This window comes from Victivallaceae bacterium, assembly GCA_036659455.1.
Taxonomy (GTDB): Bacteria; Chlamydiota; Chlamydiia; order Chlamydiales; family Chlamydiaceae; genus JAVXCN01.
Window position 1 is genome coordinate 642,230 of the sequence record JAVXCN010000001.1, and the last position, 26,552, is coordinate 668,781.

The 26,552-nt window shown below is 40.2% G+C and carries 21 protein-coding genes and 4 tRNA genes; 15 read left to right on the forward strand and 10 right to left on the reverse strand.

Going from position 1 to position 26,552, the window contains the following annotated elements:
• The first annotated feature begins 84 nt into the window (after nucleotides 1-84).
• Nucleotides 85-828 carry a polysaccharide deacetylase family protein gene (locus RSA43_03055; protein ID MEG2496263.1) on the forward strand — a complete coding sequence of 248 codons (744 nt, stop codon included), beginning with the start codon at nucleotides 85-87 and terminating at the stop codon, nucleotides 826-828.
• Here RSA43_03055 and RSA43_03060 read toward each other — a convergent pair.
• From RSA43_03060 to RSA43_03085, 6 genes are all read right to left on the reverse strand, one after another.
• Complete coding sequence (locus RSA43_03060) at nucleotides 818-2,044, reverse strand: SufS family cysteine desulfurase (GenBank protein ID MEG2496264.1); 1,227 nt, start codon at nucleotides 2,042-2,044, stop codon at nucleotides 818-820. The genes RSA43_03055 and RSA43_03060 overlap by 11 nt on opposite strands.
• Nucleotides 2,028-3,140 (reverse strand): SufD family Fe-S cluster assembly protein, encoded by a 1,113-nt coding sequence (locus tag RSA43_03065; GenBank protein ID MEG2496265.1) that lies wholly within the window; start codon nucleotides 3,138-3,140, stop codon nucleotides 2,028-2,030. The genes RSA43_03060 and RSA43_03065 overlap by 17 nt, the downstream gene beginning before the upstream one ends.
• Nucleotides 3,141-3,157: 17 nt before the next feature.
• A complete protein-coding gene (gene sufC / locus RSA43_03070; protein MEG2496266.1) occupies nucleotides 3,158-3,934 on the reverse strand; it encodes a Fe-S cluster assembly ATPase SufC in 777 nt (258 codons plus the stop codon).
• Between the two features lie 2 nt (nucleotides 3,935-3,936).
• Nucleotides 3,937-5,385: a Fe-S cluster assembly protein SufB gene (gene sufB / locus RSA43_03075; GenBank protein MEG2496267.1), complete on the reverse strand. Its 1,449-nt coding sequence runs from the start codon at nucleotides 5,383-5,385 to the stop codon at nucleotides 3,937-3,939.
• 114 nt (nucleotides 5,386-5,499) lie between these two features.
• Nucleotides 5,500-6,513 (reverse strand): tetratricopeptide repeat protein, encoded by a 1,014-nt coding sequence (locus RSA43_03080; GenBank protein ID MEG2496268.1) that lies wholly within the window; start codon nucleotides 6,511-6,513, stop codon nucleotides 5,500-5,502.
• Between the two features lie 54 nt (nucleotides 6,514-6,567).
• Nucleotides 6,568-9,861: a penicillin-binding transpeptidase domain-containing protein gene (locus RSA43_03085; GenBank protein ID MEG2496269.1), complete on the reverse strand. Its 3,294-nt coding sequence runs from the start codon at nucleotides 9,859-9,861 to the stop codon at nucleotides 6,568-6,570.
• Between the two features lie 360 nt (nucleotides 9,862-10,221).
• Between RSA43_03085 and RSA43_03090 the strand changes: the two genes are divergently transcribed.
• The 14 genes from RSA43_03090 (at nucleotide 10,222) to RSA43_03155 (ending at nucleotide 21,316) form a co-directional block, all read left to right on the forward strand.
• Complete coding sequence (locus tag RSA43_03090; protein MEG2496270.1) at nucleotides 10,222-11,346, forward strand: hypothetical protein; 1,125 nt, start codon at nucleotides 10,222-10,224, stop codon at nucleotides 11,344-11,346.
• Between the two features lie 150 nt (nucleotides 11,347-11,496).
• A complete protein-coding gene (locus RSA43_03095) occupies nucleotides 11,497-12,648 on the forward strand; it encodes a hypothetical protein (GenBank protein MEG2496271.1) in 1,152 nt (383 codons plus the stop codon).
• A 23-nt stretch (nucleotides 12,649-12,671) separates the two neighbouring features.
• Nucleotides 12,672-13,811, forward strand: coding sequence for a hypothetical protein (locus RSA43_03100; GenBank protein MEG2496272.1), 1,140 nt, complete (start codon nucleotides 12,672-12,674; stop codon nucleotides 13,809-13,811).
• 151 nt (nucleotides 13,812-13,962) lie between these two features.
• Complete coding sequence (locus tag RSA43_03105; GenBank protein MEG2496273.1) at nucleotides 13,963-15,072, forward strand: hypothetical protein; 1,110 nt, start codon at nucleotides 13,963-13,965, stop codon at nucleotides 15,070-15,072.
• A 41-nt stretch (nucleotides 15,073-15,113) separates the two neighbouring features.
• Nucleotides 15,114-16,190 carry a hypothetical protein gene (locus RSA43_03110; protein ID MEG2496274.1) on the forward strand — a complete coding sequence of 359 codons (1,077 nt, stop codon included), beginning with the start codon at nucleotides 15,114-15,116 and terminating at the stop codon, nucleotides 16,188-16,190.
• Nucleotides 16,191-16,316: 126 nt separating this feature from the next.
• Nucleotides 16,317-16,387: transfer RNA gene (locus tag RSA43_03115), tRNA-Gly, on the forward strand.
• Nucleotides 16,388-16,475: 88 nt separating this feature from the next.
• Nucleotides 16,476-17,255 carry a 30S ribosomal protein S2 gene (gene rpsB / locus RSA43_03120; protein ID MEG2496275.1) on the forward strand — a complete coding sequence of 260 codons (780 nt, stop codon included), beginning with the start codon at nucleotides 16,476-16,478 and terminating at the stop codon, nucleotides 17,253-17,255.
• Nucleotides 17,255-18,106 (forward strand): translation elongation factor Ts, encoded by an 852-nt coding sequence (tsf, locus tag RSA43_03125; GenBank protein ID MEG2496276.1) that lies wholly within the window; start codon nucleotides 17,255-17,257, stop codon nucleotides 18,104-18,106. The genes rpsB and tsf overlap by 1 nt, the downstream gene beginning before the upstream one ends.
• An 8-nt stretch (nucleotides 18,107-18,114) precedes the next feature.
• Nucleotides 18,115-18,831, forward strand: coding sequence for a UMP kinase (gene pyrH, locus RSA43_03130; GenBank protein MEG2496277.1), 717 nt, complete (start codon nucleotides 18,115-18,117; stop codon nucleotides 18,829-18,831).
• A gap of 3 nt (nucleotides 18,832-18,834) precedes the next feature.
• Nucleotides 18,835-19,386 (forward strand): ribosome recycling factor, encoded by a 552-nt coding sequence (frr, locus tag RSA43_03135; GenBank protein MEG2496278.1) that lies wholly within the window; start codon nucleotides 18,835-18,837, stop codon nucleotides 19,384-19,386.
• A 46-nt stretch (nucleotides 19,387-19,432) separates the two neighbouring features.
• Nucleotides 19,433-19,507 (forward strand) — tRNA-Glu (locus RSA43_03140).
• Nucleotides 19,508-19,521: 14 nt separating this feature from the next.
• Nucleotides 19,522-19,594 (forward strand) — tRNA-Lys (locus tag RSA43_03145).
• 98 nt (nucleotides 19,595-19,692) lie between these two features.
• Nucleotides 19,693-20,223, forward strand: a complete 531-nt coding sequence (locus RSA43_03150; protein ID MEG2496279.1) for a UvrB/UvrC motif-containing protein — start codon at nucleotides 19,693-19,695, stop codon at nucleotides 20,221-20,223.
• The gene (locus RSA43_03155) at nucleotides 20,216-21,316 is read left to right on the forward strand and encodes a hypothetical protein (GenBank protein ID MEG2496280.1); all 1,101 of its coding nucleotides are present in this window, start codon (nucleotides 20,216-20,218) and stop codon (nucleotides 21,314-21,316) included. The genes RSA43_03150 and RSA43_03155 overlap by 8 nt, the downstream gene beginning before the upstream one ends.
• Before the next feature lie 52 nt (nucleotides 21,317-21,368).
• On the opposite strand, the gene RSA43_03160 is transcribed toward RSA43_03155, so the two are convergent.
• The 4 genes from RSA43_03160 to sctQ all read right to left on the reverse strand — a co-directional run bounded on the left by RSA43_03160 (nucleotide 21,369) and on the right by sctQ (nucleotide 26,535).
• Nucleotides 21,369-21,441: transfer RNA gene (locus tag RSA43_03160), tRNA-Thr, on the reverse strand.
• Between the two features lie 46 nt (nucleotides 21,442-21,487).
• Entirely contained in the window at nucleotides 21,488-23,887 is a 2,400-nt protein-coding gene (locus RSA43_03165; protein ID MEG2496281.1) for a type II secretion system protein GspD, read from the reverse strand.
• Nucleotides 23,884-25,362 carry a serine/threonine-protein kinase gene (locus RSA43_03170; GenBank protein ID MEG2496282.1) on the reverse strand — a complete coding sequence of 493 codons (1,479 nt, stop codon included), beginning with the start codon at nucleotides 25,360-25,362 and terminating at the stop codon, nucleotides 23,884-23,886. Before RSA43_03170 ends, RSA43_03165 begins: the two co-directional genes overlap by 4 nt.
• A gap of 3 nt (nucleotides 25,363-25,365) precedes the next feature.
• The gene (gene sctQ / locus RSA43_03175; protein ID MEG2496283.1) at nucleotides 25,366-26,535 is read right to left on the reverse strand and encodes a type III secretion system cytoplasmic ring protein SctQ; all 1,170 of its coding nucleotides are present in this window, start codon (nucleotides 26,533-26,535) and stop codon (nucleotides 25,366-25,368) included.
• Between the last annotated feature and the right edge of the window lie 17 nt (nucleotides 26,536-26,552).

Below are 26,552 nucleotides of genomic sequence, written 5' to 3' on the forward strand. Positions count from 1 at the left end.
GATCTCTTCTTCTAAACCTAAAGGAAAAGTTCTGATTATTAACGGTTCCATTACCATTAGACCGTCTATATCCTCCTCTGACGTATGCGAATAATTTTTTCTTATGATCGTGTAACATCTTCTTCCGATCCTGAGTATTTTTCCGACTTGAAAGAGCATCTTCTTTTGTTAAAGCGACGTTTTACAATTAGTTTCCCCGAAGAAACCGAATCGACAATCACCGTTAATTTACTTTTCTCCCATGCATCCGCCGATTTTTATTACAATCTCTTTCCTTTTCTGACCGAGCATAATATCAAAGCCGTATTGGGAGCCTCCCATCGATACCTCACGCCGGAAGATGTCGATAAACCTTCTTTGAAGGTACGTTTGACCGTCCCGGATACCTTGGCTTTTCAAGATGATGTTTTTCCTTTATCCCGTCCTTTCTGTTGTTATCGCGAACTAAGAGAATTAGCTCATTCTTCCGTCATTAAAATTGCCTGTCACGGCAATGAATTGAAAAACTGCGTAACAAGTCCTCAATGTCAAGATAATGAAATTATCCACTCTAAAGAACTCATAGAAAAAATCATTAATCAACCTATTGATTCGTTCGTGTTTCCTTTCGGACGATATAACGGAACGGCCTATCGAAAAGCCGTCTCGCATTATCGATTCCTTTTTGTTAAGGGTAGTGCACTAAATACGAATAGGAGCTCCGGTCTGCTTTTTAGAATTCCGTTAAATGATCCGCTAGCCATTCGCAAAGTTTTTTCTTTAAGAGAAATTCGAAACTATGCAACGAACTTCGTTTATGAAAAATTACGACAATTGGTTAGGTCTTAAGAGACAGTACTATTTCTCTCAAACATTGTGCAAAAAAATCCAAGTCTTCTTCCGTGTTATAAATGCCGAATGAAATTCTACTGACATGAGACAATCCGGCGCGTAGCATAGCCGGTTGGGAACAATGGTTGCCGGTACGCAAAGCAATACCATAATTATTTAAGAATAGACCTACATCAAAGGGATGTAAGTTCTCTATAGAGAAGCTGATCAAAGATCCTCGTCGATCGGGAGATAGCGTCCCTAAAATGTGAAGACCTTCAAAATCGCTCAAAAGATCTAAAGCTTTTTTGACAAGGATCCTTTCCCAGGCAAAAATCGCATCCATACCGAAAGAAGTGACGTAATCGATAGCAGCTCCCAATCCGTGAACGGATGCTATCGAGGGAGTGCCCGCTTCGAATTTCATCGGGGGCTTAGCAAAAATTATGTTCTCCGGATCATACACTTCCACCATATCACCGCCGCCTTCAATCGGAGGCAATCGGTCCAATAATTCGTATTTGCCGTAAAGAACGCCTATCCCGGTGGGCCCGTAAAGCTTATGACCGGAAAATATGTAAAAATCGACATTCGTATCCCTGACGTCTACGGGCACGTGAGGAGCCCCTTGGGCACCGTCTATACATAAAAAAGCTCCATATTTATGGACTAACTCAGCAATCTCCTTTAACGGCTGAATACTTCCGTATACGTTGGATATATGCGGAATACTAACGAAATCGGCTCCTTGCTTTAATAACGATTCCAAATGATCCTTTAAAAGAAAGCCTTCGGAATCCGTCATAATTTGTTTAATTTTTATATTTCGGTATTTTACGGCCAGTTGCCAAGATATGACGTTAGCATGATGTTCGATATCGGAAAGCAAAATACATCCTCCTTCCGGTACTAATTCTTCAACGGCAGATCTGGCTAAAATATTTATTGCGTGAGTACTTCCTCGCATAAATACAATTTCTTCGCTGCGTTCGGCATTCAGAAAATTTCTGATTTTGTCCCTAACTGCGCAATATTTAAAAGAGGCCTCTTGAGATAGTGCATAAGTAGTTCTAAAAACGGTCCCGTAATATTTTCCGTAAAAATCGGAGACAGCCTCTACAACCGAAGCAGGCTTATGAGCCGTTGCCGCCGTATCCAGATAAATCAATGGACGACCGTTAATAAGACGAGAGAACATCGGAAAATCTTTTTTCGTATCAAGCTTCACATTCATCTTCTGCAGTAACACCGTTTAAAAAGGCTTCCTTTAATAATTCGACAATCACTCGCCGCGATAATCCGCGAGCAGATAAATAAGTTATTACAGGCTCTTCGAAGCCCCCTATGGTTGCTCCGTGGGAAGCTTTTACGTTATCGGAAAAAATTTCCAATGACGGCTGCGTTTCAACCAAAGCCTCATCGCTCAAAACTAAGGAATCATGCTTTTGATAAGCTCGTGTCAGTTCGGCAGGAACGTCTACGTATATCCCTCCTCGAAAAACGACTTCGGATCTATCTTCCAATATCGTACGTATGTCTTGTCGAGAAACGGTCTCTCGAGACATATGCTTCATAAATATGTTTATGAACAAACGGTTGCGTTCGATTAAAGAACCTTTCAAAGTAATTTTGCTCTCGGCTCTATCACCCCGCAACATGGTATGACAGTCATAAAAAACCAATCCCTGCGAACCTTTGGACGGAAATAACTCCGTCTTATGGTAGGAATCAGTCATTAATTCCGAAATAAAAGTCCAAATTTCCTCGCGACATTGCCGACTGCCCATAACTTTGACACTACAAGTTCCTCCCTCTTGAACAAAGTAATCGATTTTCCCATTGATACGCCCGGTTTCAAGACCTCGGCAACCTAACGTTCGTAATGTCATTCGAACTTCACAATTTCTACCCACAACGATACACAACCCGGGATGATGTACCTCTCGAGGGTCCGAATAACTATTGATTACTTCGATATCGAATACCTTATCCGAATCATGAAAATAAAGGAATAAACCGTCATTATCCCGATTCTTATGAAATTTTATGAAAGGACTCTCAATCGAATCACCCGGTTTTTCAGTAAAAAAATATTTATAACGAGAAGAAGCTTTACGCCGAGACATGACCGTAACTCCTTCCGGAAGCCTAGAGGATACGGAATCATAAACACCGTTAATCAGAACGCATCGAAATTGAGACTCGTCACATAACCGGGAAAGCTCGCCACATAAGGACACAACCTTACTCGTTAGGGCATTCGCCTCGGTTGCTTCCAACGTTGCAACCCAAGGAATACAACCCATGACATCCGAATATCTGTTTTTCATATTTAACTACCGTATTTTTAATCTGCGGAAACGCAAGAAGAAATAATCAACCGCTCATATCCTTCCGACTCCAAACGCATAATGAGCTCTTGACCTCCGGTCAATACGATCGCACCTTCATTTAAAACGTGTACGTAATCAGGATTAATTTGCTGAGCCATTTGCGGATAATGCGTAATAAATATTAAGGATTTCTCCGGCTCATCTTCATAATATTTATTTAAGGAGTCACAGACAAACTTCATCGCATCGACGTCCAAACCGGAATCCAATTCATCAAGAACGGTAAGAGCAGGTTGCAGTATCAACATCTGTAATAGCTCATGCTTCTTTTTTTCTCCACCGGAGCATCCTTGATTGAAAGATCGTTCCAAAAGAGCATCCGTTTCCTTAAACCCGTAATGTTTTTTCATATCGGACAGACGCACCTGAAATTCGCTTCTCGTCAATACCGGCTCATTACGAAACGCCCGTATATGATTTAAGGATTCGAATAATAAAGTGTTTCCCACAAGCCCTGCAATTTCCGGCGGATTCTGAAAACTGACAAAAAGTCCCGCACCGACTCTCTCTTCCGTTGCTTGCTCCGATAAATCGGACCCGTAAAACGAAATGTGCCCCGAGGAAACTTCAAGACCGGGGTCTCCGAGCAAAATTTTTGCCAAAGTCGATTTACCGGCTCCGTTAGGTCCCATGATCACGTGTTTTTCACCGGGATTGATTCGAAGATTCAAGTTTTTCAAAATTTCGGGACCGTCATTGCACACGACATGCAAATGTTCTATTTCCAGCATCGCTAACCCACACTATTTTCCAATTTCAATAACAAAAGCTTTCTTGACTCCTCAGCAAACTCCAAAGGCAGTTCACTAATGATTTGCGAGCAAAAGCCGTTAACCAGTAAACCGATAGCCTGCTCCGGATTAAAACCGCGACTCTTTAAATAAAACAATTGATCTTCACGAAGACGAGAAGTACTTGCTTCATGTTCCACGGAAGAACGTCCGTTTTGCAACTTAATGACCGGAAAAGTCGTTGCCTGACAACGGTTCCCTATCAACATCGAATCGCATTGCGTATAGTTATGAGAACCGAAAGCTTTTTTCCCCATTGAAACGAGACTGCGAAAAGTATTTTTTGAACAATCCGCCGAAATGCCTTTAGAGATTATCGTAGAGGAAGTGTTCTTGCCTAAATGCACCATTTTAGTTCCGGTATCGGTCTGCATATATCCGTTCGTCAAAGTTACGGAATAGAATTCCCCCACTGAGTTGTCGCCTTTTAAAATACAACTCGGATACTTCCAAGTTATGGCAGCCCCCACTTCTACCTGTATCCAAGAAATCTTGGAAAAATCTCCCTGACAAAGACCCCGTTTGGTCACAAAATTATAAACGCCCCCCCTCCCACCGTCCTTAGAACCCGAAAACCAATTCTGAACCGTAGAATATTTGACATGAGCCTTTTCTTTGACCACAAGTTCCACCACTGCCGCATGTAATTGGTTAGATGAATAAGCAGGTGCGGTACACCCTTCAAGGTAACTGACATAGGCACCTTTTTCGGCAATAATTAAAGTACGTTCGAACTGTCCTGCTTCTTTATCATTGATTCGAAAATAGGTCGATATCTCCATGGGACAACGAACACCTGCAGGGACGAAGACAAATGATCCATCGGTAAAAACCGCTGAATTCAAAGCGGCGAAAAAATTATCCTTATAGGAAACTACGGAACCCAAATATTTTTTGACAAGATCGGGATAAGAACGGGCAGCTTCCGAAAATGAACAAAATATAACCCCGGCATCTTCAAGATTTTTTTTAAAAGTCGTGCCTATCGATACCGAATCAAACACCAAATCCACGGTTACGTTCAATAAACGCTTTTGCTCGTCAATCGGTATGCCTAATTTTTTAAAAGTTTTTAAAATCTCAGGATCGGCATCTTCCAGCTTACCGGTAGCTCCTTTTTGCTTAGGGGCGGAAAAATAAATCAACCGTTCGTAATCAACAGATTGATATTGAAAATTCCCCCATCGAGGTTCTTGAAGAGTCTTCCAATATCGGTAGGCTTTCATTCGAAAATCGGTTAAAAATTCGGGTTCGTTACGGATAGAAGAAATATTTTGAATAATTTCTTCCGAGAGCCCTCTTTGCACTCTTTCACTCTCTACATCCGTAGAAAACCCGTATTTATAGTGCATACGATCATCAAGAAGCTCAGTCACTAAACGATCGTTCATAAAATATCCGAAAAATAATTTTATTGAATCTCAATGATATAACGATATTCTTTTTAGGAAAAGATTTTGTTTTAACACACTATATTGACAGTTATTTAGTTAATAAATTTCATTTTAATTAAATAAAGCATCATTTAAAGACCATTCCTGACTATCCATTAAGGCTTTTTTTAACAAAGGAGCAAATGCAGAGTCCTTCTTCAACAAAAATGCGACTTCTTTTTCGGCTTTTTCAAAATTGCCGTCAAAATAATAAAGATATCCCAATAAATAATGCGCCCTTTCGTGATCAAGATTAATCAATAACGTTTTACCGAAAGCAGATATCGCTTTTTCCCGATCTTTTAAATCCATATAGGATAAGCCCATATAAAAATATGCATCGGCATCATCCGCATTCAAATTTACGGCTTCTTCAAAAGCCTTCAATGCGGTTCGGCTTCTTTGGGAAGTGAGATAACATAGGCCCAAATTATAATGTCCATCGGACAAATCGGGTCTTAATCTTACGACATGTTCATAAGCTTCGGTAGCTTTGGACCAATTTTTATTTTGAGAATATAAAAAGCCGAGCTTAATCCAAGCTTTCCAATAAAGAGGATTTTTATTCACAGCCGTTTCCAGAATGGACAAGGCTTCCTCGTTTTGACCCATCTCTGAAAGTACGGAAGCCTTGTTATACAAACCTTTGTAATTCCACGGTTCCAAAGACAATATCTTATTAAAACAACCCAGAGCTTCATCATATTTTTTCAACTTATCGTAAGCGCATCCCAAACTGAACCAGCACTCGGTATCGTCGGCATGAAGGTCGATATAAATCAAATATTCTTTAATAGCCTCTTCCGTTTTTCCGTTACGATCCAAAGCGACTCCGTAACAATAACGTAAATAACTGTCTTGAGGATCGGAAGCCATTCCTTTTTGACACCACCCCAAAGCTTCCGCGAAACGCCCGGTTTCCAACGCAACAATACCCAAATAACAATAAGCCAAAGAAGCTTCGGGATCTAAAGCAAGCGCCTCAACCAGCGATTTTTCCGCTTCTTCAAATTCTCCGTTTAAAAAATGGTTAATCCCAAGACAAAGGTTTTCTTTCGCCAGATGAATTTTGGAAAATTTATCCATGATCGTCGTTCCCCATAACATTATACAATTTTATGAAGAGCGAAAATCGTGCCGTTATCGTTCGAAACAACAAAAATTATTTCGTTTTTTCATGGATTCCCATTTTTCAATCAATTTTAACGCTAAAGGAGCTGCGTCTCTTCCGAATTCCCCATATCTAAGATACACAACGACAACTAAATCAGGACGAGACAATTCCTTGTCTTCAAAAGAAGCGGCAGCAAAACCGATGTGTTTCAATTTCATAACTCCCTGTCGTAAATCAAGTCCCACTCTTTCCATGACTTCCGCGGTACTCGTCTTACCTATCACTCGCGATAACAGATCGGAAGAAAACATTTGTTTAACGAACCTTGCGGTTCCGTATTCTCCATTAATCACCCGATGCATCCCCCGTTTCAAGATGTCGGATATTTCTTTCGGTAAAAATATCTTTCTTAAAACGACGGGTTCAAAAAACCGCACTTCCGAATCATCTTCTCTTAAAACAATCCTCGGCTTCAAAAGATTTCCTCCGTTCACTAATGAAGAAAGCATTGTTGCCGTTTGCAAAGGCGTTACGACTAAAGAGTGTTGGCCGATCGCCATAGCATATAAACCGGAACGATTATAAGTAATGTCTTCAGGAATTTTTCCGGGATATTCTCCCGGGAGATCGATCCCCGTCTTTTCTCCGAATCCGAAAAGAAGAGCCGCATGACTTAAGTCCTCGGGATCTTCAAGAACATCACCGGCCAAAAGAGCAAAATATGAGTTACTGGACATTTCCAAAGCTCGGATCAAATCCAAACTCCCTCTACCGAAAAAGTCATTTTTGGGCAATCTGCCGCCTTTATAAAAAAGAGGAATGGGATTTCCGTTCGAAAAAAATCCTACATGAGACTGCTTGCCGTCCGTGGTCCCTGATTTACAATCGAAAACGACTAAGGGATTCAGATCTTCGTTCGTATTTTGGATGTTGACGTATCTTTGAGCCAAAGCCGAATAACCGGATACGACTTTAAAAATCGATCCGATAGTCGTAGCTTGTCTGAAAGCATAAGATCGCAAATACCCGTATCCGTAAGAAGGATAAAACAAAGCTGCTAAATCCTTTTCAAGCTGCGGTTTGTTCCCCACAATCGAAACGGAATATTTACCTAAAAGAGGGCGCGTCAATTCCGAAAATTCCCTGAATAACTTAAAATAATCTTCAAAATTTTCGATTGGTAATCCCGCCAGATGCTTTTTCAAATCGATATAATGAGGATGCCAATGCAAAGCCGTATGAGCTCCGGCAGCAAGCTCCCGTCGCCAAATCGACAAAATATTGAAATAAGGCCACATATCCTTATCTTCTTCGATTGAACATCCGGTTAGAAAAAAAAGAATGAAATCTTTTTCGTGTGTCGTCCAAAAATCTTCAAATAAACGTCGTTTTTGTTGATCCAAACAATCCGTATAAGGAGAGGAATATTTTTTCCCGGCAGCGACTTCCCGTCGTCTGTATTCCGACAGATGTTCCGCAAAATGTTTATTACGCCAATCACTGAAGTGACGTTCGCAAAAAACATCCTTAATAATCGATCGACATATATGCCTTACCGATATGAAACATCCTTCCGTTTGTCGAAATTCGGCTAAAGACATATCTCCTATTACCGATAATAAATCGGAAGTCATGCGTTCTTCGGAAATAATCAGACGATAAAGATCGGTTAATAACAACTTGTCGTAATTCAAAAGCAATTTATCGAATACGGGTCGTAAAGCAACGACGATATCTTCTATGTCCGAATAATGAAACGCATACCGTTTTTCGAAAAACTCTTTCTCTTGCAAAGAACATATTTCTCCGATCCGTATATGTTTATCGTCATTACCGAAAATCCCGTCAAGAATCACTGAAAGGGGTAATTTTATCGATTCATCAAAAAAAAATTCAGTTAATCGTTTCATTTTCCTTTGAACGAAAACGGCATGCGCTAAAGAATCATACGATTTAAAAACCTGTTTTACCGAAGATTGATCCGATAAAATCAAATCGAGATAGTTACCTAAATTCAGCTCCAAACATTCATCATAAACACGCCCGGTCAAGGAGTCTCTTTTTTCTCGAATCAAAAACTTCTTAAAATCATAAATTTCGGCTATATGCTCTTCCGTTTCCAACCATCTTCTTAAAGCCCCCCAATTATCCTCCACATAATCCAAATCATTTCTTTTCAAAGACACAAAATCATTCGGATCGTGACGAGGAGATGAAGCCATAGCCAAAACATCTCCCGTATTAGGATCCAAAGCTATAACGGCACCTCCTTTGATCCAAGGAACCAGCGGAGGTATTTTATTTTTTTTCTTTAAAGATTCCGTCGTTCGTACGGAATTACCGCTTTCATGTTCGAGAAGTAATCGTTCCGCAAATTCCTGCAACTCCGAAGACAAAGACAAAATCAACTTGTTCCCGGGAACGACTGCGGAACTTTTTTCCAATTCTCGGATAAAATTTCCTCTTCTGTCTATAAGATAGTGCCGTTTCCCCGGCATACCTCTTAAGGAAGTGTCATACGTATTTTCGATTCCTGCTTTTCCGATTAAATCATGAATACCGTATGAAGCCTTTTCCAATTTATCCAATTGAGCACAAACTTCATCCATATTGATGCAACCTTTAGGCAATTCAATATCTTCACCTTCTTCCCAAGCCCGTACGAACTCTCTGAAATAACTGAGTTTTTGAGTGATTCCGTTGTATTCGCTTCGACTGATCGGACCTATATGTCCAATTACGTCTCCGGCAATTTTTCCTAAAGGATAATACCTTCGTGAAGCAATCTCACCGTTTAAGCCGGGCCAATCTTTTTCCAAACTTTTAATACGATAATATTCTTTTTCCGAAATGCCTTCCTTGATTAAGCAGGGAATGTTACCTAAAACGGAAGCCTTAGCCTTAATAATATCTTCTATGAATAAACGATCGATGTTCAGTTCTTTAGCCAATAATTGAGCCAAACATGTGATATACGATTGTCGAACGAAAATTTTCGTTTTCGTCCCATCCGAATTTTTCTTCCATATTCTTGCGGGAAGATCTCGAATCAAACCGTATGAAATCGTCACGTTATATTGCGGTTTATTAATGGCTAAAGTAATTCCGTCACGATCGACGATCGTAGCTCTATTGACCTTCCGAAGCACGGATCTGATTTGCGGTTTATAGGCTTCTGCTAACTTTTGATTGTGTTGTACGATCGAAAGATGCCATACGCGAAAAATCATCATAAATAAAATGATCGACGTGACTGTCAACAATCCATTAAGTTTGTCTGAAAAAGAAGTGGGTTTTTCGGATTTAAACCATTTCATCATTCGATCGAAACTGCGTTTGCAAAAGAACTAGTTTATTCATAATAAAAGACATATCCATTCAGAAGCCTATACGAAGACGTTTTCTAAGAAACGACTTTTTTTTCCAATGACACCGAAGGATTAAATTTTTGCAACTTAAAATACTATTCCTTTCTTTACTATAAAAATAAAAATTTGTTACGATTTGGTTTGGCGGGCTTGGTGCTCACGCCATGGCGTTGTGTATACTCTTGCAAAGCATCTAAAAAGATGGATTACAGTAGAATCAGAGTTATTTTTATAGACAACTGCTTGAAATCAGATATAGAGCATTAGAAATGATGTACTATGAATTAAGAGAAAAATCTTTTAGAGGTAATTATGAAAAAACTCTTTGTGACAGCTTTAGCTGCTGCATTTGTCGCTGGCGCTTCCGTACAAGCCTTGCCTGTAGGAAATCCTAGTGAAGCCAGTTCTTTAATCGACGGTATTTTTTGGGAAGGCGTTGCCGGTGATCCTTGCGACCCTTGCGCCACTTGGTGTGATTCCGTCAGTTTAAGAGCCGGTTTCTACGGAGACTACGTATTCAACCGTCTTTTTACTACGAATGTTCCCGAGCAGATTACCGGGTTTCCTGACAAATTTCTCACTACAGGTTTCCCTACTACCGTTACAACCAACCCTAACGCTGCTTATGATAAAGACATGTTCGACTCCAATTTATTCACGAATGCCGGTTACATTGCCTTGAATATTTGGGACCGTTTCGATGTGTTTACGACTTTAGGTGCCACCTCGGCCTACGTAAGAGGATGTTCCTCAGCATTTAACTTGGTAGGTACTTATGATGAGGCTTTCGCGGCTGGGACGACTATAGTTAACCAAGCTATTAATAACGGGGACGTTGAAATCTACACGAATGCCGATTTTTCCTGGAGTATCGGAGCTAAAGGTTCTCTATGGGAATGCGGATGCGCCACTTTAGGAGCTGAATTTCAGTATGCTAAAGCTTATCCCAACGTATCTCAACTGAACGTAGAGTCCAATCTTGCGCAGTTCCAAATTAGTAATCCTATGGGATATGTTGCTGCGGAAATGAATGACGCAATACTTCCCGTTCTAGCTACGACACCTCCTAATAAAAAAGCTAAAATCAATTACAACGAATGGCAAGCCGGTTTAGGATTTTCTTATCGTGTGAATTCCGTCACTCCTTATGTAGCCGTAAAATGGGCCAAAGCCAACTTTAAAATGGACGGGTTGGTCATTCCTCAACCTGCTGGTGTAGCACCCAATCCATCGGCACCACCTGCTCCGAACGCAGCTCCAGCTGTTAACGAAGTCTTCCAAGGAGTTTGTTTGAGACTGAACAACTTAAAATCCAAAAAATCTTGCGGTATAGCTATCGGAGCTACTTTAATCGATGCCGACAAAGTATCCATTACTGCCGAAGCTCGTTTGATTGACGAAAGAGCCGTTCACGTTAACGGTCAATTCAGATTCTAAGTTTAGAGAATCATTTGGTTTCATTTGTTATCGGGATGGGTTTGTTACCTGTCCCGTTTTTTTTTTGTCAAAAATCCGGAATAAATATCTGGCATTTATAATGTATTTTTTTTATAGAAAAAGAAATTCTGTTATCAATTAAAGGCCACTATGAGGAAATTGTTCTTTATCACGTCTCTGGCTCTGTTTGGAGCTACCTATTCTTTACAAGCACTTCCTTTGGGAAATCCCGATGCCGCAGGGCTTCTTCAATCCGGGCTTGTGTGGGATTCTTATGAATGTGCCTCAGATATGGTTGACGGTTTGTGTTGTAGTGACATCTGTTGTCGCGAAGATTGCAATTCAAATTTCTGCGATATTCTGAATTGTCAGCTCGGATTTTATGGCGACTATGTGATCGACAGAGATCTCAAAACAAATGTAGCCCCAACTTCCCGACTACCGAATACGATAGCCACTGCCGCTCCTACAACCCTTATACCTAACGTTGCTTACAATCAAGAAATGTCCGTAGCTCGTATGTTCACTAATGCGGGTTCTTTGACTTTAAATATTTGTCAACGACTCGATCTATACGGTACGATCGGCACGACAAATATGCATTTGCAAGGACCATCTACGGCGTTTAATTTATCCGGAGTTATCGGAACCGTCTTTACGGCCGGAACAAGTGGATTGGAAGATGCCATTAATAATTCGGTCATTGAGATTGATTCAAGAACGGATTTGTGCTGGAGCATAGGTGCGCGAGCTACCGTTCTACGATGCAGCAATTTTTCTTTAGGAGCCGAAGGGCAATATTTCGAAAATCGATCCAAAATCGATACTTTGAACATACTTTCCAACTCAGCACAATTTTATCTTATCAATCCTAAAGGATTTGCTGCTAAACAAATAGCAACCAATGTCTTGCCTGCCACCGCTCCCACAAAACGCGCTCCCTTAAAATATGACGAATGGCAATTCGGGGCAGGTGCTGCCTGGAAAATCGGAGTTTTCGTCCCCTATATAGGAATGAAATGGTCGAAAGCCAATTGCAAAATGGAAAACGTAACGGTGCCTCAACCCATAGGCAATCTGGCTAACCTTTATATCCCTGCCACTCCGGGAGTCGACCCGGCCACAACAGCGAATCAAGATTTTAGAGGCGTCTGCGTAAAATTGAATAATCTAAAAGTTCGTCAACATTGGGGGGTGGTTGCAGGAAGCACATTAGTAGACTCTCAAAAAATGCTTCTTTCCCTTGAAGCGCGTTTCATTGACGAATTAGCTTTTCATGTTAACGGAAAGATTAGGTTTTAATTAAACAAATCCAAGGGCCTTGCATGCTTGAACCGATACAAACGTTTTTGAAAACGGGACTCGTCATTATGGCCTGTTGTTTAACTTCTTTTCTTCAAGCTCTTCCCGTCGGTAATCCGGCAGAAATCGGAGCTTTATGGGACGGTGCCATATTCTCGCAAGATTATTCGAATGAAACCGCATCTCCGACTGCTTCTTTTTTGCATCTTAAAAGCGGTTTTTACGGAAACTATGTTTTTAACCGCTTCTTAAAAACCGATACGGCATCGACTACTTCCATTATCGACAGGCTTTCAAATACCGGACAGGTGCCGATCCCGGGAACGCAATACCCTAATGCCGCTTTAAATAAAAATATGTATGACAGCGAATCCATTAGTAATGCGGTCTACATCGGACTGAATTTTAAAAATCGATTGGAATTTTTCGGAACGTTCGGAGCTACTCACGAAAGAATTGAAGGTCCCTCTTCGGCTTTCAATTTAGTCGGTACCTTTTCTAAAACTGCCATTACTCCCGGATCGACTCCTTTAAACGATGCCGTAAACAACGGAAGTATTAAAATCCGTACCGATTCCGATTTTGCTTGGAGTTCCGGAACTAAACTGGCGATTATAAAATCGGATTATTTCACGATAGCCGCATCTTTTCAGTACGGCAGTTGCAATCCCAATATCAATCATATCGACGTTTATTCCGATGTGACTAATTTTACCATCGAAGATCCTTTGGGCTATGAATCGACGGTTTTGAATAACGGTATCCTTGTCGATACTTTAACGACTCCACCAACTCGAAGAGCTCGAATTAAATCTAAAGAATGGCAAGGCTCTCTAGGTTTATCTTCGAGACTCAATGATTTTATACCTTATATTGCTTTTAAGTTATCCGGAGTCAATCTTGACGGAAAGGAATTGGTTATTCCGAAACCCGTTTCGGCAGTAAATTTAAATTCTTTTTCCGCATTAACAAGTAATGCCAATACCCTGGATTCCGGAGGATTTCATTCGGTATGTCTTAAGCTCAATAAACTAAAGTCCCGAAAACATTACGGATTAGCCTTTGGAGCTACATTTATAGAAGACGATCGTATTTCGGTTACCGTTGAAGGGCGATTAATCGACGAAAATGCCCTATTCATAAATGCTTTATTCCGGGTTTAGTGAGTGAAACGACATAATCATCCCTTCGCAAATTCTTATTATTACCCTAAATGCGCTTGTGATAAAAAAAATTTAATAACCGCTGGAATTTTAAGCCGGTTTTTTTTTATAAGCAGAAAATAAGTCACGAAATTTAAAACTAAGGTCCGTTATGAAAAAATCGTTCGTAGTTTCCTTAACAGCTCTTCTTTTTACGACGTTCTCCGTTTCGGCTCTCCCTGTAGGCAATCCCGGAGAAGCCGGGTTAATGGAACAAGGAATTTTCTTTGCCGGCAGTTGTACGGAACCCCATGATCCTTGTTCGATTTGTTGCGGAGCTCTTAGTCTAAGAACCGGTTTTTATGCGGATTATGTTTTCAATAGAATTTTAAGATCCGATGTTGAACCAATGACTAACTTACCTCCGAACACTCCGGCAAATCCCGGTGCCAATCCGAGTTTCGAAAAAGATATGTTCGATTGTGAATTATTTACTTCGTCCGGATATTTTGCACTTAATCTATGGAATGTTTTGGACGTATTCGGAACTCTAGGATCTTCAAAAACCGATCTCAAAGGTTCATCCGCAGCTTTCAACCTCATAGGAACTCAAGCGACAGCTTATGTTCCGGGTACTACGCCGGCTAATAAAGCCCTCAATAATGCAACCGTTGAAGTATACTCCAATTACGGATTTGCCTGGAGCGTAGGCGCTCGTCGGTCGTTATGGGAAAACGGATGTGCTACTCTAGGCATACAAGCGCAGTATTCTCAAGCGAAACCCACTATTTCTCAATTAAACGTCATTTCAGCTCACGGCGAATTTCAGGTTCACGACCCTAAGGCCTATCCTTCCGCAACCATGAACAACAGTGTTTTACCGGCTACTACTACGCTTCCTTCGAGCCGAACCGTAATGAAATATAACGAATGGCAAGGGGGGATTGGTCTCTCTTACAGCGTTAACATGTTGACGCCTTATATTGCGGTCAAATGGTCCAGAGCCAATTTCAAAATGGGTGGAATGATTGTTCCTCAATATTTAACGACTACAAATATTTTGCCTAACCCTGAACTTTTAGCTGCTACACCCGGAAATAATCCGGCAGCCAATGGGGACTTCCAAGGCGTGTGCGTGAAATTAAATAATTGTAAAACCAAACGGTCGGTCGGTTTCGTATTCGGAGCGACTTTGATGCAGTGCGAGCAAGCTTGTTTAACGGGAGAGCTTCGTATGATCGATGAAAATGCCGTCTATATAAACGGACAAATTAGATTTTAAACCTTTTTTAAATCAAATATTTATCAACTCCTAGGTTAGGTATGAAAAAACTATTGTCGACTCTTATTACTCTGGTAATTATCAGCTCATGCGCTCAAGCATTACCTCTAGGGAATCCGAATGATGCCGGTTTATTACCTGACGGAATTTTATGGGAGGGATTGGAATCTTCTTGTTGTGGCCCCTGTTCAAATCCTTGCGCTTCTTGGTGTGATTCCATCAATATCAAAACCGGTTTTTACGGAGATTACGTATTTGATAGAGTTCTGAGAACTCATTCAGTGCCGAAGACCATTTCGATTCCTGCTGCCAACACTCCTAACCCTGCATACGACGTAAAAATGATGTCTTCGGAAATATCGACGCAGGCGCTTTATACTGCTCTCAATATTTGGGATCGTTTCGAAGCGTTCGGAGTATTAGGTTCTTCCGATGCTTACATAAAAGGTCCTTCGTCTGCTTTTAACCTAGTCGGCGTCATCGGAGCTGCAGCTACGACAGCTCCTAACCAATCCATTAATAACGGCACGGTAGAAATTTATACGAAATCGATTTTTTCTTGGGGACTGGGATTGAAAGGAGTTCTCTATAAATGCAATAATTTATCACTCGGAGCGGAAGTACAGTATTTTCAAGCCCATCCGGAAATAAAAGATCTTAACGTCATTTGTAATTATGCTCAATTTAAGACTACCGATCCCCTGGGTTATTTCGAAGCAACGACCTTTCCGTTACCAGCCACAGCCCCTACCCAAACGGCAAAAATCAATTATAGCGAATGGCAAGCAGGGTTGGGTTTAACTTATAAAATCGGATTTTTCGCTCCCTACACGGGAATCAAGTTCTCTCAAGCTAAATTTAAAATGCACGGTCTCCATGTTAAACAATCCGGAGATGTTCCTAATCCCGTCTTCCCGGCTACTCCGGGAGCAGCCGTTAATATGGGAAATAGAGCTTTCCAATCCGTTTCTTTAAAATTGAATAATTTACGTTCCCGAAAAGTCTGTGGTTTCGTAGTCGGAACGAGTTTAGTGGATCTCGATTGCATAGCCGTCACCGCCGAAGCCAGATTTGTCGACGAACAAGCCGTTTACGTAAGCGGTATTTTCAGATTCTAAAAAATACGCAATGGTTCATAATTGATTTGAGATGAAAGACGGGATTTAAAATCCCGTCTTTCATCTCAAATTCTCTTTTGTATTGCGGTAAATTTTTCCGTTGAATATGCTCATTTTGTTTTCGTTGCGCCCGTAGCTCAATGGTAGAGCTGTAGCCTTCCAAGCTACCGGTGTCAGTTCGATTCTGATCGGGCGCTAATGTTACCCAAGACTGAAATCCTATCTAAAGGTAGGATGCGATGTTAAAATAATGTTTAATCATAAAAGGTACAAAGCTTGGAAAATTTGAGTATATCCGTTAAAGAATTAATGGAAGCCGGAGCGCACTTCGGACACCAAAAACGTCGTTGGAATCCACGTATGAAGAGGTTCATCTTTGAAGAAAAAAGCGGTCTTTACATCATTGATTTGGCCAAGACCTTGAATCAAATTCGGATGGCACTTCCCGTAATAAAAAAAACCGTTGAAAGTCATAAGTCCATTTTATTTGTCGGCACTAAAAAGCAAGCCAAAAATGTTATTAAAGAATCTGCCGAAGCTTGCGGCGAATTCTATGTTTGTGAACGTTGGCTCGGCGGTATGTTGACGAATATGTCCACTATTCGACAGTCGATAAAAACTCTTGAAGATACGGAAAAAAAACTGTCCGCCACCGACGATAACGACTTAACAAAAAAAGAGTTGTCCCTTTTATCCAAAAAGCAGCAAAAATTGGATAGAAACCTTTCCGGTATTCGTTATATGAAAAATCGTCCCGGTTTGCTGATTGTCGTAGATCCGAGCTACGAGAGGATTGCCGTTGCTGAGGCTACGAAATTAGGCATTCCGGTTTGTGCTTTGGTCGATACCAACTGCGATCCGACACCTATTACTTACGTCATTCCTTGTAACGACGATTCCTTAAAGAGTATTAAAGTCATTATTTCGGCTATTAGGGATGTTATTACCGATACTAAGAAGCAAATGGGCATGCCGATGCAGCGTTTATCGAAAGAAAGTAATGAAACCGGTGGACCCCAGGAAGAGACTCTTCTTACAATGAAATATGAAGGGGGACAGGAATAATGGTCGCCGCTTCTATGGAATTAATTAAAGCTCTTAGAGAACGAACGGGAGTCGGATTAACCAAGTGTAAGGAAGCTCTTGAAGCTTCCGGTAATGATATTGAAGAGGCCGTTGTTTGTCTTAGAAAAATGGGTCTTGCATCTGCCGGAAAAAAAGAAAGTCGTGAAACTAAAGAAGGTTATGTGGCTTTTAAAATCGGAGATCAAGGAGCTGCATTGATAGAAGTTAATGTTGAGACGGATTTCGTTGCCACTAATGCTAAATTCCGAGAATTTGCCGAGAATTTGGCAAACGAGTTGTTGAAATCTTCACCTGCCGACGTTTCCGATTTCTTATTGCTTCCTTTTTCCGGAGATACCTCATTGACCTTGGACGAATACAAAGCCGTCTTTATGCAGAGCCTAGGAGAAAATATTCGTGTTCGTAGAATTTTAAAAGTAGAAAAGGAAAAACCTAACGTCAGTCTGGGTGTATATTCCCATTCCGACGGTCGTTCGATTTCTTTAGTCGTTCTTGAAGGTAGTGCAAACGCCGGTCAGCTAGCTAAAGACATAGCTCTTCACATAGTAGCTTGCAAACCGGATTATTTGGATGAATCCGCCGTACCGGAACAAATCATTCAAAGAGAGCGTGATGTTGCCATGACTCAAATTCAGGGCAAACCGCAAGCCGTCATAGATAAGATCCTGGCCGGCAAAATGAAAACTTTCTTTGAAGAAAGCTGTTTGTTGTGTCAAGCCTATGTTAAAGACGGAACTAAGACCATAGCTCAACTTTTGGAAGACTTTGCAAAAGATCAAGGCGAAACAGTATCTATTAATCAATTTATCTGTTGGAAGGTAGGAGAATAACTGAAACGATGATGCAGTTACCAAGGCGCGTATTATTTAAAATATCCGGAGAGGCTCTCTCTAAACCGCAAGATACAGGGATTGATGAAGTTAAGCTTCGACGGTTGGTGGCGGAAATTAAATCCGTTCAAAATCTCGGAGTCAAAACGGCCATAGTATTAGGCGGCGGTAATATTTTCAGGGGCATGCAGGAACAAAAAGAATTGCATATCAATAGGATTTCCGCCGATCAAATGGGCATGTTGGCAACACTGATCAACGGCATGGCTTTGGCCGACGCTCTCAAAGAAGAACAAGTCCCCTGTTTATTGACTTCGACTTTATCCTGTCCGCAAATAGCCGATTTATATAGTCCTCAAAAAGCACTTGATGCACTTAACATCGGTCATATAGTAATTTGTACGACCGGTGCCGGAACTCCTTATTTAACCACGGACACGGCTTCGGCATTACGGGCTTGTGAGTTAAAGATGGAACTTTTACTTAAAGCGACCATGCACGTAGATGGTGTTTACGATAAAGATCCAATGGAGTTTCCTGATGCGGTTAAATTCGAAACCATTTCTTACGGAGAATTTTTGTCACGACAACTGCAAGCTATGGATGCATCCGCTATTTCTCTTTGTAAAGATGCCGGCATCCCTATCAGAATTTTCAGTTTCGAAAAATATTCTTTAGAGAACGCATTATTGGATCCTTCTATCGGAACTCTTATTGAGGAATAGATTGTGAGTTTTATTGATGAAATAGAAAAAAAAATGCAGCAAGCCGTTGTGTGTCTTCAACAAGAATTGAAAGGGTTACGTACGGGAAGAGCTAATCCGGCTCTAATTGAAAATGTTACCGTTGACGTCTATGGCACTTCCATGAGACTTTCGGAGGCTGCTTCGATATCGGTACCGGAAACGCGTCAATTGCTGGTCACTCCTTATGACCAAAATAATGTATCTTCTATTGCTAAAGGCATTATGATGGCTAATCTTAATCTTCAACCGGAAGTTGAAGGAAATATCATTCGAATTAAGATACCTGAGCCTGACGCTACTTTAAGAGCGGAAATGGTAAAACAAGCCCGTAAGAAGAATGAAGAAGCCAAGATTGTCGTGCGTAATGTTCGTCATGATGCAAACGATAAACTTAAAAAGAAAAAACTTGTCGAATTCCAAACCGAAGATGCAATCAAAGGTGCCGAAAAGAAAATTCAGGACCTTACGAACAAATATTGCAAAGCTATGGATGATTTGACAAAAGATAAGGAAGCGGAAATAATAACTATTTAATATCTTGATCGAAAGGATATAAACGGTTATAGTTCTCACTCTATTTGGCCCCATCGTCTAGCCTGGTCCAGGACATCGGATTTTCATTCCGGTAACAGGGGTTCGAATCCCCTTGGGGTCAAAACAGGTTTTCATGGGTCTTTAGCTCAGCGGTTAGAGCACCTCACTTTTAATGAGGGGGTCGCAGGTTCAAATCCTTCAAGACTCAAATTCAATTCCTAAAAATAAATACAATTGAGTTAAAGCGAAGTTGTGTTTATTTTTATCTATAAGTAGAATCACGCTATCTAATCGATTACGTATTCTATGGAAAGTTCTTGTAGTAGTTCGTCTGAATGTTCTCGTTGTAAGAAACCGGCTAAAGTTTGTTATACTTGTGTTGACGGTGAATTGATAACCAGAACGTATTTGTGTAACGAATGCCCCTCTCCGCAAACGGAACGTTACGGCAAAGATTTCTCCTTATCCAAGCTTGTACGTAATGCCCATCTGTCTATCGAATGCGGTAACTGTAAAATAACATGGCAACAAGTAGAGTCTAATGAAAGTCTAGGCTGCTCACAGTGTTATGTAGTCTTTAAGGAGTTATTGATTCCTCTACTCACGAAAGCCAATAAAATTTCTCGTTGTTTTTCATCGGACAAACATTCCGGTATTTTACATATAGGGAAACACCCGGGAGAGATTCGCGAAATCAATCCCGTATTACAAGTGATAGCTCTTAACGAAGCCCTAAAAGAAACATTGGTTAAAGAAGAATACGAGCAAGCAGCGCTAATACGCGATCAAATCAAAGCACTGCAAAAAACTACGAATGATATGCCGGCATATGAATAATTCCGAAAATACAATAGAATGTTTAATGAAAGCACGAGCAGCATTAAACCTACATAATGTATGGTTTGCTTCAACGCTCTCTTTGTCTCGTAATTTCTCTAATTTTAAATTTAAGGATCGTTTGACATCGGAACAATGTCACGCTATTGATCAACTCGTTTTGGATACTTGCCGACAGAATCCGGGAACGATTAATAACCCGGTTTTAATAAAAACGAAAGATTTGACTCCATGGCAAAAAGAAATCTTTTTGGAACATTTTTTGTTCAATCAAGGTCTCTCCAATCCGGAGATGACGGCTTTTATCAAAGATGATTCGATGTCTTTTTGTATAGCTTTAAACGTAACCGACCATGTCATACTTCACCTTATTGACTTCAATCAAGATCTAGAGAACAACTGGTCTCGTTTAAATCAAATAGATAGCGCTTTCCACAAGCAAGTAGGCTTTGCTTTTGCCGATGATTTCGGTTTTCTCACTACTAACCCTAAATATTGCGGCACAGGCTTATCTCTCGGAATTTTTCTACATCTTCCGCTTCTTTTCGAATTGAAAAAATTCAATGAATTGATAGAAGAGAAAAATGAGCTCACTTATGCAAATTTCGACGGTGAAATAGGAAACCTGTTAACGGAACCTCTTCATTTCCCCGGTAATATCGTTATGATCCGTAATTCTTGTTCTTTGGGCTTAACCGAAGAAAATATCATTTCTTCAATACGTATCTGGTGTACAAAAGCTATGGTTGCAGAACTAGGATTGAGAAAAACACTTTTAACCGAAGATAATCAACTTTTGAAAGATAAGGTTATGAGAGCCTTAGGATTGATCACTCATTCTTATCAGTTGGAGTTATCGGAAGCTTTAAATGCTTTCAGTCTTATTAAACTAGGACTGGAAATCGGCTGGCTCGAAAATAAGGACAATACTTCCATCATTACTCAAGCGTTTTGGAATATCCGACGAGCATATCTAATGGTGAATCAATCAACACCGACAAACACGCCTAATCCGGATGAAATAACCAAAATACGTTCGAAATATTTAAGAGACCTTTGCAGTAAAGTTATCGTTAAAGAGTCAGCCGTTTAACCGAAAAAGGTCTCTTGGATATGTCTTTTATTGAACTATTAAGGAAAAGAATTGCCCAAAGCCGGATTCGAACCGACGACCTACGCGTTACGAATGCGTTGCTCTACCACCTGAGCTATTTAGGCTAACCGGTGGCAGTATAATGAAACCGAGGACTAGAATTCAAGAATTCTAATCCATTGAAAACTCAGTGATTCCGGAAGAGCTATTATTAATCACCGGAGGTCTTTCACATTCGGGTGCTTGACGAGGTGCGATACCCATTGATCCTTTATCGGACTCCCAGTTGTATCGATATCCTTCTTTATTTGTGAGTACAGTCCCTTCATCGAAGCTAGCAATGACTTTCGGTTTAATGAACATAACGATATTTCGTTTTTGTCTTTGATCTACCGTACGTCCGAATAAATGTTTCAAAATCGGAATGGAACTTAAAATAGGGATTCCGGATTCTATTTTAGTAGTTTTATCTCTGATATGTCCGCTCATAACCAAAAAACAACCGTCGGGAACCTGAAGCCGTGTCGAAGCTAAAGTTTTGTTAGTTGTCGGAGTAAGAGTACCTACAGCCGATTGCAACTCGGAAATCGTTTGTTCAATCTGTAAGCTGACGACATTATTAGGAGCAATAGTTGCGGTAACCGTTAAATCAACACCGACATCGGCATACTCAATATTTTGAGTAACCGTTCCCGTTTCCTGAATAATCGTACTTGTCGTTTGATAAGGGATGTTTTGACCGACGAAGAATTTAGCCGTTTGCGTATCCTGAGACATAATTCTAGGATTAAGAACAATGGCAGTATCTCCGTTCTGATCAAGAGCACTTAATAAGGCTCCTAAAGTTAAAAACGATTTTCCTTTATGACTAAGAACATTACCTATAATACCCAATCCGAATGCGGAAGATGCGTTTGAGAAATCGTTAAAACCGAATAAATTGTTCGGCATGGGCAACGGCATTGAGCCTGGATTCGGAACGACTCCCGGAGTAGCTCCTAGATTAGAGCCTGTAGGTGCATTATTCATTAACCCGGATGCATAAGCTACTTTATTTTGATCATCGCCTAAAGCTACCCATTGAACCCCAAAATCCCAAGAACTTTCGAGACTGGTTTCCAAGATCAAAACTTCTATATAAACTTGTTTAGGAGGTAGATCCAGACCGTCAAGAAGGGTAACAACCTTATCTACGTTGGATTGGTTCCCCGTAACAACTACTGAGTTATTCACTTCAACCCATTGAACACTATTGATAGTGTTAATAAAGTTATCGTCCAATGAACTGGTGACGTAAAGATTATATCCTATATCCTGCAAAGACTTAGCTATCGTTTGCCCGTTTTGATATTTGAGCTTATACATGAAAAATCGATTGCTTTTAGCGCTTGTGCTGTTGGAAGAAATAACCTGCTGTTGATGTTCTTCGCCAATGGATCTAGCCATTTCAGGAACATCTAAGGATTTGAATAATTGCAACGCTTTGCCGGTTAATCTTGGTGATGAAATCACGAAAATTTTATTAGTGTCCGGCTGTGAAAAAACCTGAAATAAATCTTCTTCGGCCATGCTTCCCAAAACGTCTTGACAATAGTTGACTAAAGAAGTCGGATTCGCGTATTTCACTTCGTACTCGATCATATCTAAAGTAGTACCGGGACTGTCGAGAGCTAATAATAAATCTGAAATTTTTTCGATATTACCCGCTAAGTCCGATATGACAATGTGTCGTGTCGTTTCGGACGGACTGATTATGGCATCCGCGGAAAGTAGGGGTTTGATGATACCGACGGCTGCGGTGGGAGTCAAAGTATACAATCTGAAAACACGAGTCGCAACGACGGAATCGCAATTTTTATTGCTTGTAGCATCAGTAACGATAGTCGATAATTTAGAAATATTAGGATTTCTATAAATAAGAACGTTATTCCCTTGCTCCACAACTTTTAAATCATGCATTTTCAAAACTTGCAACAAAATTGTCGATAAATCCTCAACTGAAGTAGGATCGGAGGAAACTATGGTTACGTTAAATTGCAAATCATTGTGATCAAAAACAAAATTAATTCCGGAAATCTTACTGACGAATTGCAATAACTCGATGACCGATATATCACTAAAATTAATGGTATACCCCTGTTCCTTAAAGTCGGCGCAAGTCACGGCTTGTTTATAACCCGTTGATAACGGCTCTTGCTTACATTTATCAACAAAAGTAATATCCACAGTGTTTTCGATGAAATCGCAATCCATAGGAATCGTTTTCGATTCCACGATATCGAACGGATCCTTATCATTATCGGAAACATTATTTTTACTTACGACCTCAGACTGTTCCGAAAGTATACGATTCCCGATATCTTTCAACATTCCTTGAATGCTTTTATTATGGGGTCCTTCCGTATTATCGGCTAAACAACTGTCATAGCGATCTTTATAGTCATAATGAAAATCCAGTCCCGGCAATGAAAACGGAAAAAGAACAATTAAGCCAACTGCCGATATCTTCCTAAAAAGAATCTTCCTTATTGCTAAAACCGTTCTCATTAATTTTAATTTTATGGCTTTCACTTTGTTCTCTTTAAACTAACAATCGTTAATGCATTCTTATCCTTGACAAAACCTTGAACCGAATTTTGAAAACAAGACGATTCCAAATAATTTTGCAACAAATCCTTCATCAAAATCGCTCTTTCGGTCTCGGAACAACCTGATGAAGTTATCACTACGCAATCTTCGGTTTTCCAAGGAATTTTCACACCCGAACAACGGAACTCATAAGAAGTTCCTAAATAATCTCCCTCGGATTCAAACTCACGCAAACGACCTTGCGATAACAGCCATAACGGCTTCCGTCCACAAGAAAAATAATTCATTCGACGCGTTTTTGAAGAAACCGATACGAAAGAATAAGCATACCTTTTCCTCTCTGCCCCAGTATGCATATCCGTTATTTGCTTGTTAATAGCTTTAATAAATTCCTGTTCATCCTCAATCGAATGACAAAAAGAAACCGCAGCCTTAACTCTTACCAATTCAAAAATATCCGCTTCATTATCCGGTTCAACCAAAATTAAACGATAATCGTTTTTACAAGTAAGAAAATTCTCAAAATAAATACCGGAGAAGACATCGAATTCATTTTTGAATACCTCCGCTTGAATAAACGGATCGAGATCGTGATGCAAAACATTCAAATTTTTTTGCTCATTTCTCAACTTATCGTTCAACTCACATAATTTATCGACGGGTCGTAAATCTCTTAACAAATCGTCGGACGCCGCATAATCCTTCAACTCCGATAAGAATTCGACTATACTTTGATATCTCTTTGTCGGATCGTGCTGCAGAGCTTTTGCAAGAATAGTGCGCAATCCCTTAGGAACTAAATTAAGACAAATTTGGCCCTGGGAAAATCCACCTAAGACCATCTCGTAAATAATAACCCCTAAAGAATAAATATCGGTGGTACATCCGACAAGCTTATTGTCTTTTTGTTCAGGACTCATATAAGAAAGAGAGCCGATAACATAGGGTTTCTGATAAAAATTTGTTTCATATGACAGTGAAGCTATCCCAAAATCAATAATCTTCACTTCACCTCGGGAAGAAAATAAAATATTCTCGGGTTTTAAATCTTTATGCAAAATACCTTGGCTATGCAAATAACTCAGCGCACAACAAAGTTTTTCGACAATGGTAACGATTTCTTTTAAAGACAGGGTTTTCCTAAGAAGAAGTTCTCTTAAATTTTTACCTCCCGCAAATTCCATAGCAATATAGGCACCTTGATCCCAATAACCGTAATCATGAAATTTGACGACGTTAGGATGCGAAACCATCCCAATGATACGGGCTTCTTTAAGAACGCGATCCTTAAGCATCGAATTATCGGAGAAAGACACGGCTTTAAGAACCAAAGGCCCGGTAATTTCGGAATGAGAAGCCAAAAAAACGGAACTTTTAACACCTTGATGTAAGAGACATGTAATTTCGTATTCTCCTATTTTCCTAGGAAAACCGAGACTAAAGGCATCTCTATCCATAATCTATTTCCACAATTCCAAAACTCTGACACCTAAAACATCGCCTAAAGAAATAACCTCCCCTCTTCCTACTTTAAGTCCGTTGACAACCAAATTCACGCCTTGCTCGGGATGAACTCCCAAATCTAAAATACTTCCGGGAGTTAATTTAAGAAATTCTTCTACCGTGGTGTTATATTTGGCTACTTCTATTATCAAATTCAAAGGGATCTTGCCTAAAGCCTCCTGAGCACTTTTTGAAGAAGAATCGGACTCATTCTTAACCTCTATATCCTCTTCATTGATTTGATCTAATTCCGAATCTTCCATATTAAACCCCATTGTTGGGTAATTAGTGATTTTAAATCGACCGCCGTCTTCCTTAAGAAATTTTCCTCCGAATAACGCTTTCCCTCCAAAACAAAGAAAAGCTCCTCCCTCACCTGTCTCGGAATCATAGAGACAACTATCCAATAAGATAAAGGTGCCTTTGGTAACTTTTTGCCAATCATTCATAAGTAAAACGGTATGTCCGATTTCAAGACTACAAACTAAAGGTAAAGTTTTTTCTACTCTACTTATATCGAAAGTCGCATTTAACCCGGCAAAAAACACGTTCCAACTATGAAAGGTACTTTCCGGAATCAAAAAACGCAATTTGAAATTGGCATTCGACAAATGACAAGTTGCGTCTAAAACAAATCGCTTTTCTTGAATGAGAGGTACATCGAATCTGACCTCGTCGGCCAACTTTACGGTAAGAGAAGGATACCATCCGGAAGATTGAACGGCATGGCATAGCTCGGTCATAAAGTAATAATGAAATCCGACCAATTTATCTTTTTCATAAAAAAAGTTAGCCAGAGAAGGATCTTCAAAAACAACGGCCATCGACGCTTTTAAATCTTCTTCCGTCGTTACGCATAAAAAATCACTTTTTTCTGCAGGCCCCATGCTTAAAGGCTGGACCAACGGATCCTTCTCCATATTGAGTAACTCCTCACCGGCTTCTATCCATCCTCGTTTCTCCAAAGAAAAATCAAAAACTTCCAGTTTGAAAAATTCTTTGATAAAATGGATAAAAGCCTCTTTTGGGAAAAGCGGAACGGAATCCTTATCTTTTACCATGAACGATATCATCGATTCGTTTCTTTTATGAAGCCAACTTAATGTAGGTTCGGCGTTCGTTGTCATAACGTCCTTGAAGATCT

Excerpts from the sequence above, each read along its gene's own strand:
- RSA43_03150 (MEG2496279.1), top strand. The coding sequence starts at position 19,693 with ATGGAAAGTTCTTGTAGTAGTTCGTCTGAATGTTCTCGTTGTAAGAAA.
- RSA43_03085 (MEG2496269.1), bottom strand. The coding sequence starts at position 9,861 with ATGATGAAATGGTTTAAATCCGAAAAACCCACTTCTTTTTCAGACAAA.
- sctQ (MEG2496283.1), bottom strand. The coding sequence starts at position 26,535 with ATGACAACGAACGCCGAACCTACATTAAGTTGGCTTCATAAAAGAAAC.
- RSA43_03090 (MEG2496270.1), top strand. The coding sequence starts at position 10,222 with ATGAAAAAACTCTTTGTGACAGCTTTAGCTGCTGCATTTGTCGCTGGC.
- RSA43_03095 (MEG2496271.1), top strand. The coding sequence starts at position 11,497 with ATGAGGAAATTGTTCTTTATCACGTCTCTGGCTCTGTTTGGAGCTACC.
- tsf (MEG2496276.1), top strand. The coding sequence starts at position 17,255 with ATGGTCGCCGCTTCTATGGAATTAATTAAAGCTCTTAGAGAACGAACG.
- RSA43_03080 (MEG2496268.1), bottom strand. The coding sequence starts at position 6,513 with ATGGATAAATTTTCCAAAATTCATCTGGCGAAAGAAAACCTTTGTCTT.
- RSA43_03105 (MEG2496273.1), top strand. The coding sequence starts at position 13,963 with ATGAAAAAATCGTTCGTAGTTTCCTTAACAGCTCTTCTTTTTACGACG.
- RSA43_03065 (MEG2496265.1), bottom strand. The coding sequence starts at position 3,140 with ATGAAAAACAGATATTCGGATGTCATGGGTTGTATTCCTTGGGTTGCA.
- RSA43_03055 (MEG2496263.1), top strand. The coding sequence starts at position 85 with ATGCGAATAATTTTTTCTTATGATCGTGTAACATCTTCTTCCGATCCT.
- RSA43_03060 (MEG2496264.1), bottom strand. The coding sequence starts at position 2,044 with ATGAATGTGAAGCTTGATACGAAAAAAGATTTTCCGATGTTCTCTCGT.
- pyrH (MEG2496277.1), top strand. The coding sequence starts at position 18,115 with ATGATGCAGTTACCAAGGCGCGTATTATTTAAAATATCCGGAGAGGCT.
- sufB (MEG2496267.1), bottom strand. The coding sequence starts at position 5,385 with ATGAACGATCGTTTAGTGACTGAGCTTCTTGATGATCGTATGCACTAT.
- RSA43_03170 (MEG2496282.1), bottom strand. The coding sequence starts at position 25,362 with ATGGATAGAGATGCCTTTAGTCTCGGTTTTCCTAGGAAAATAGGAGAA.
- RSA43_03110 (MEG2496274.1), top strand. The coding sequence starts at position 15,114 with ATGAAAAAACTATTGTCGACTCTTATTACTCTGGTAATTATCAGCTCA.
- RSA43_03155 (MEG2496280.1), top strand. The coding sequence starts at position 20,216 with ATGAATAATTCCGAAAATACAATAGAATGTTTAATGAAAGCACGAGCA.
- RSA43_03100 (MEG2496272.1), top strand. The coding sequence starts at position 12,672 with ATGCTTGAACCGATACAAACGTTTTTGAAAACGGGACTCGTCATTATG.
- sufC (MEG2496266.1), bottom strand. The coding sequence starts at position 3,934 with ATGCTGGAAATAGAACATTTGCATGTCGTGTGCAATGACGGTCCCGAA.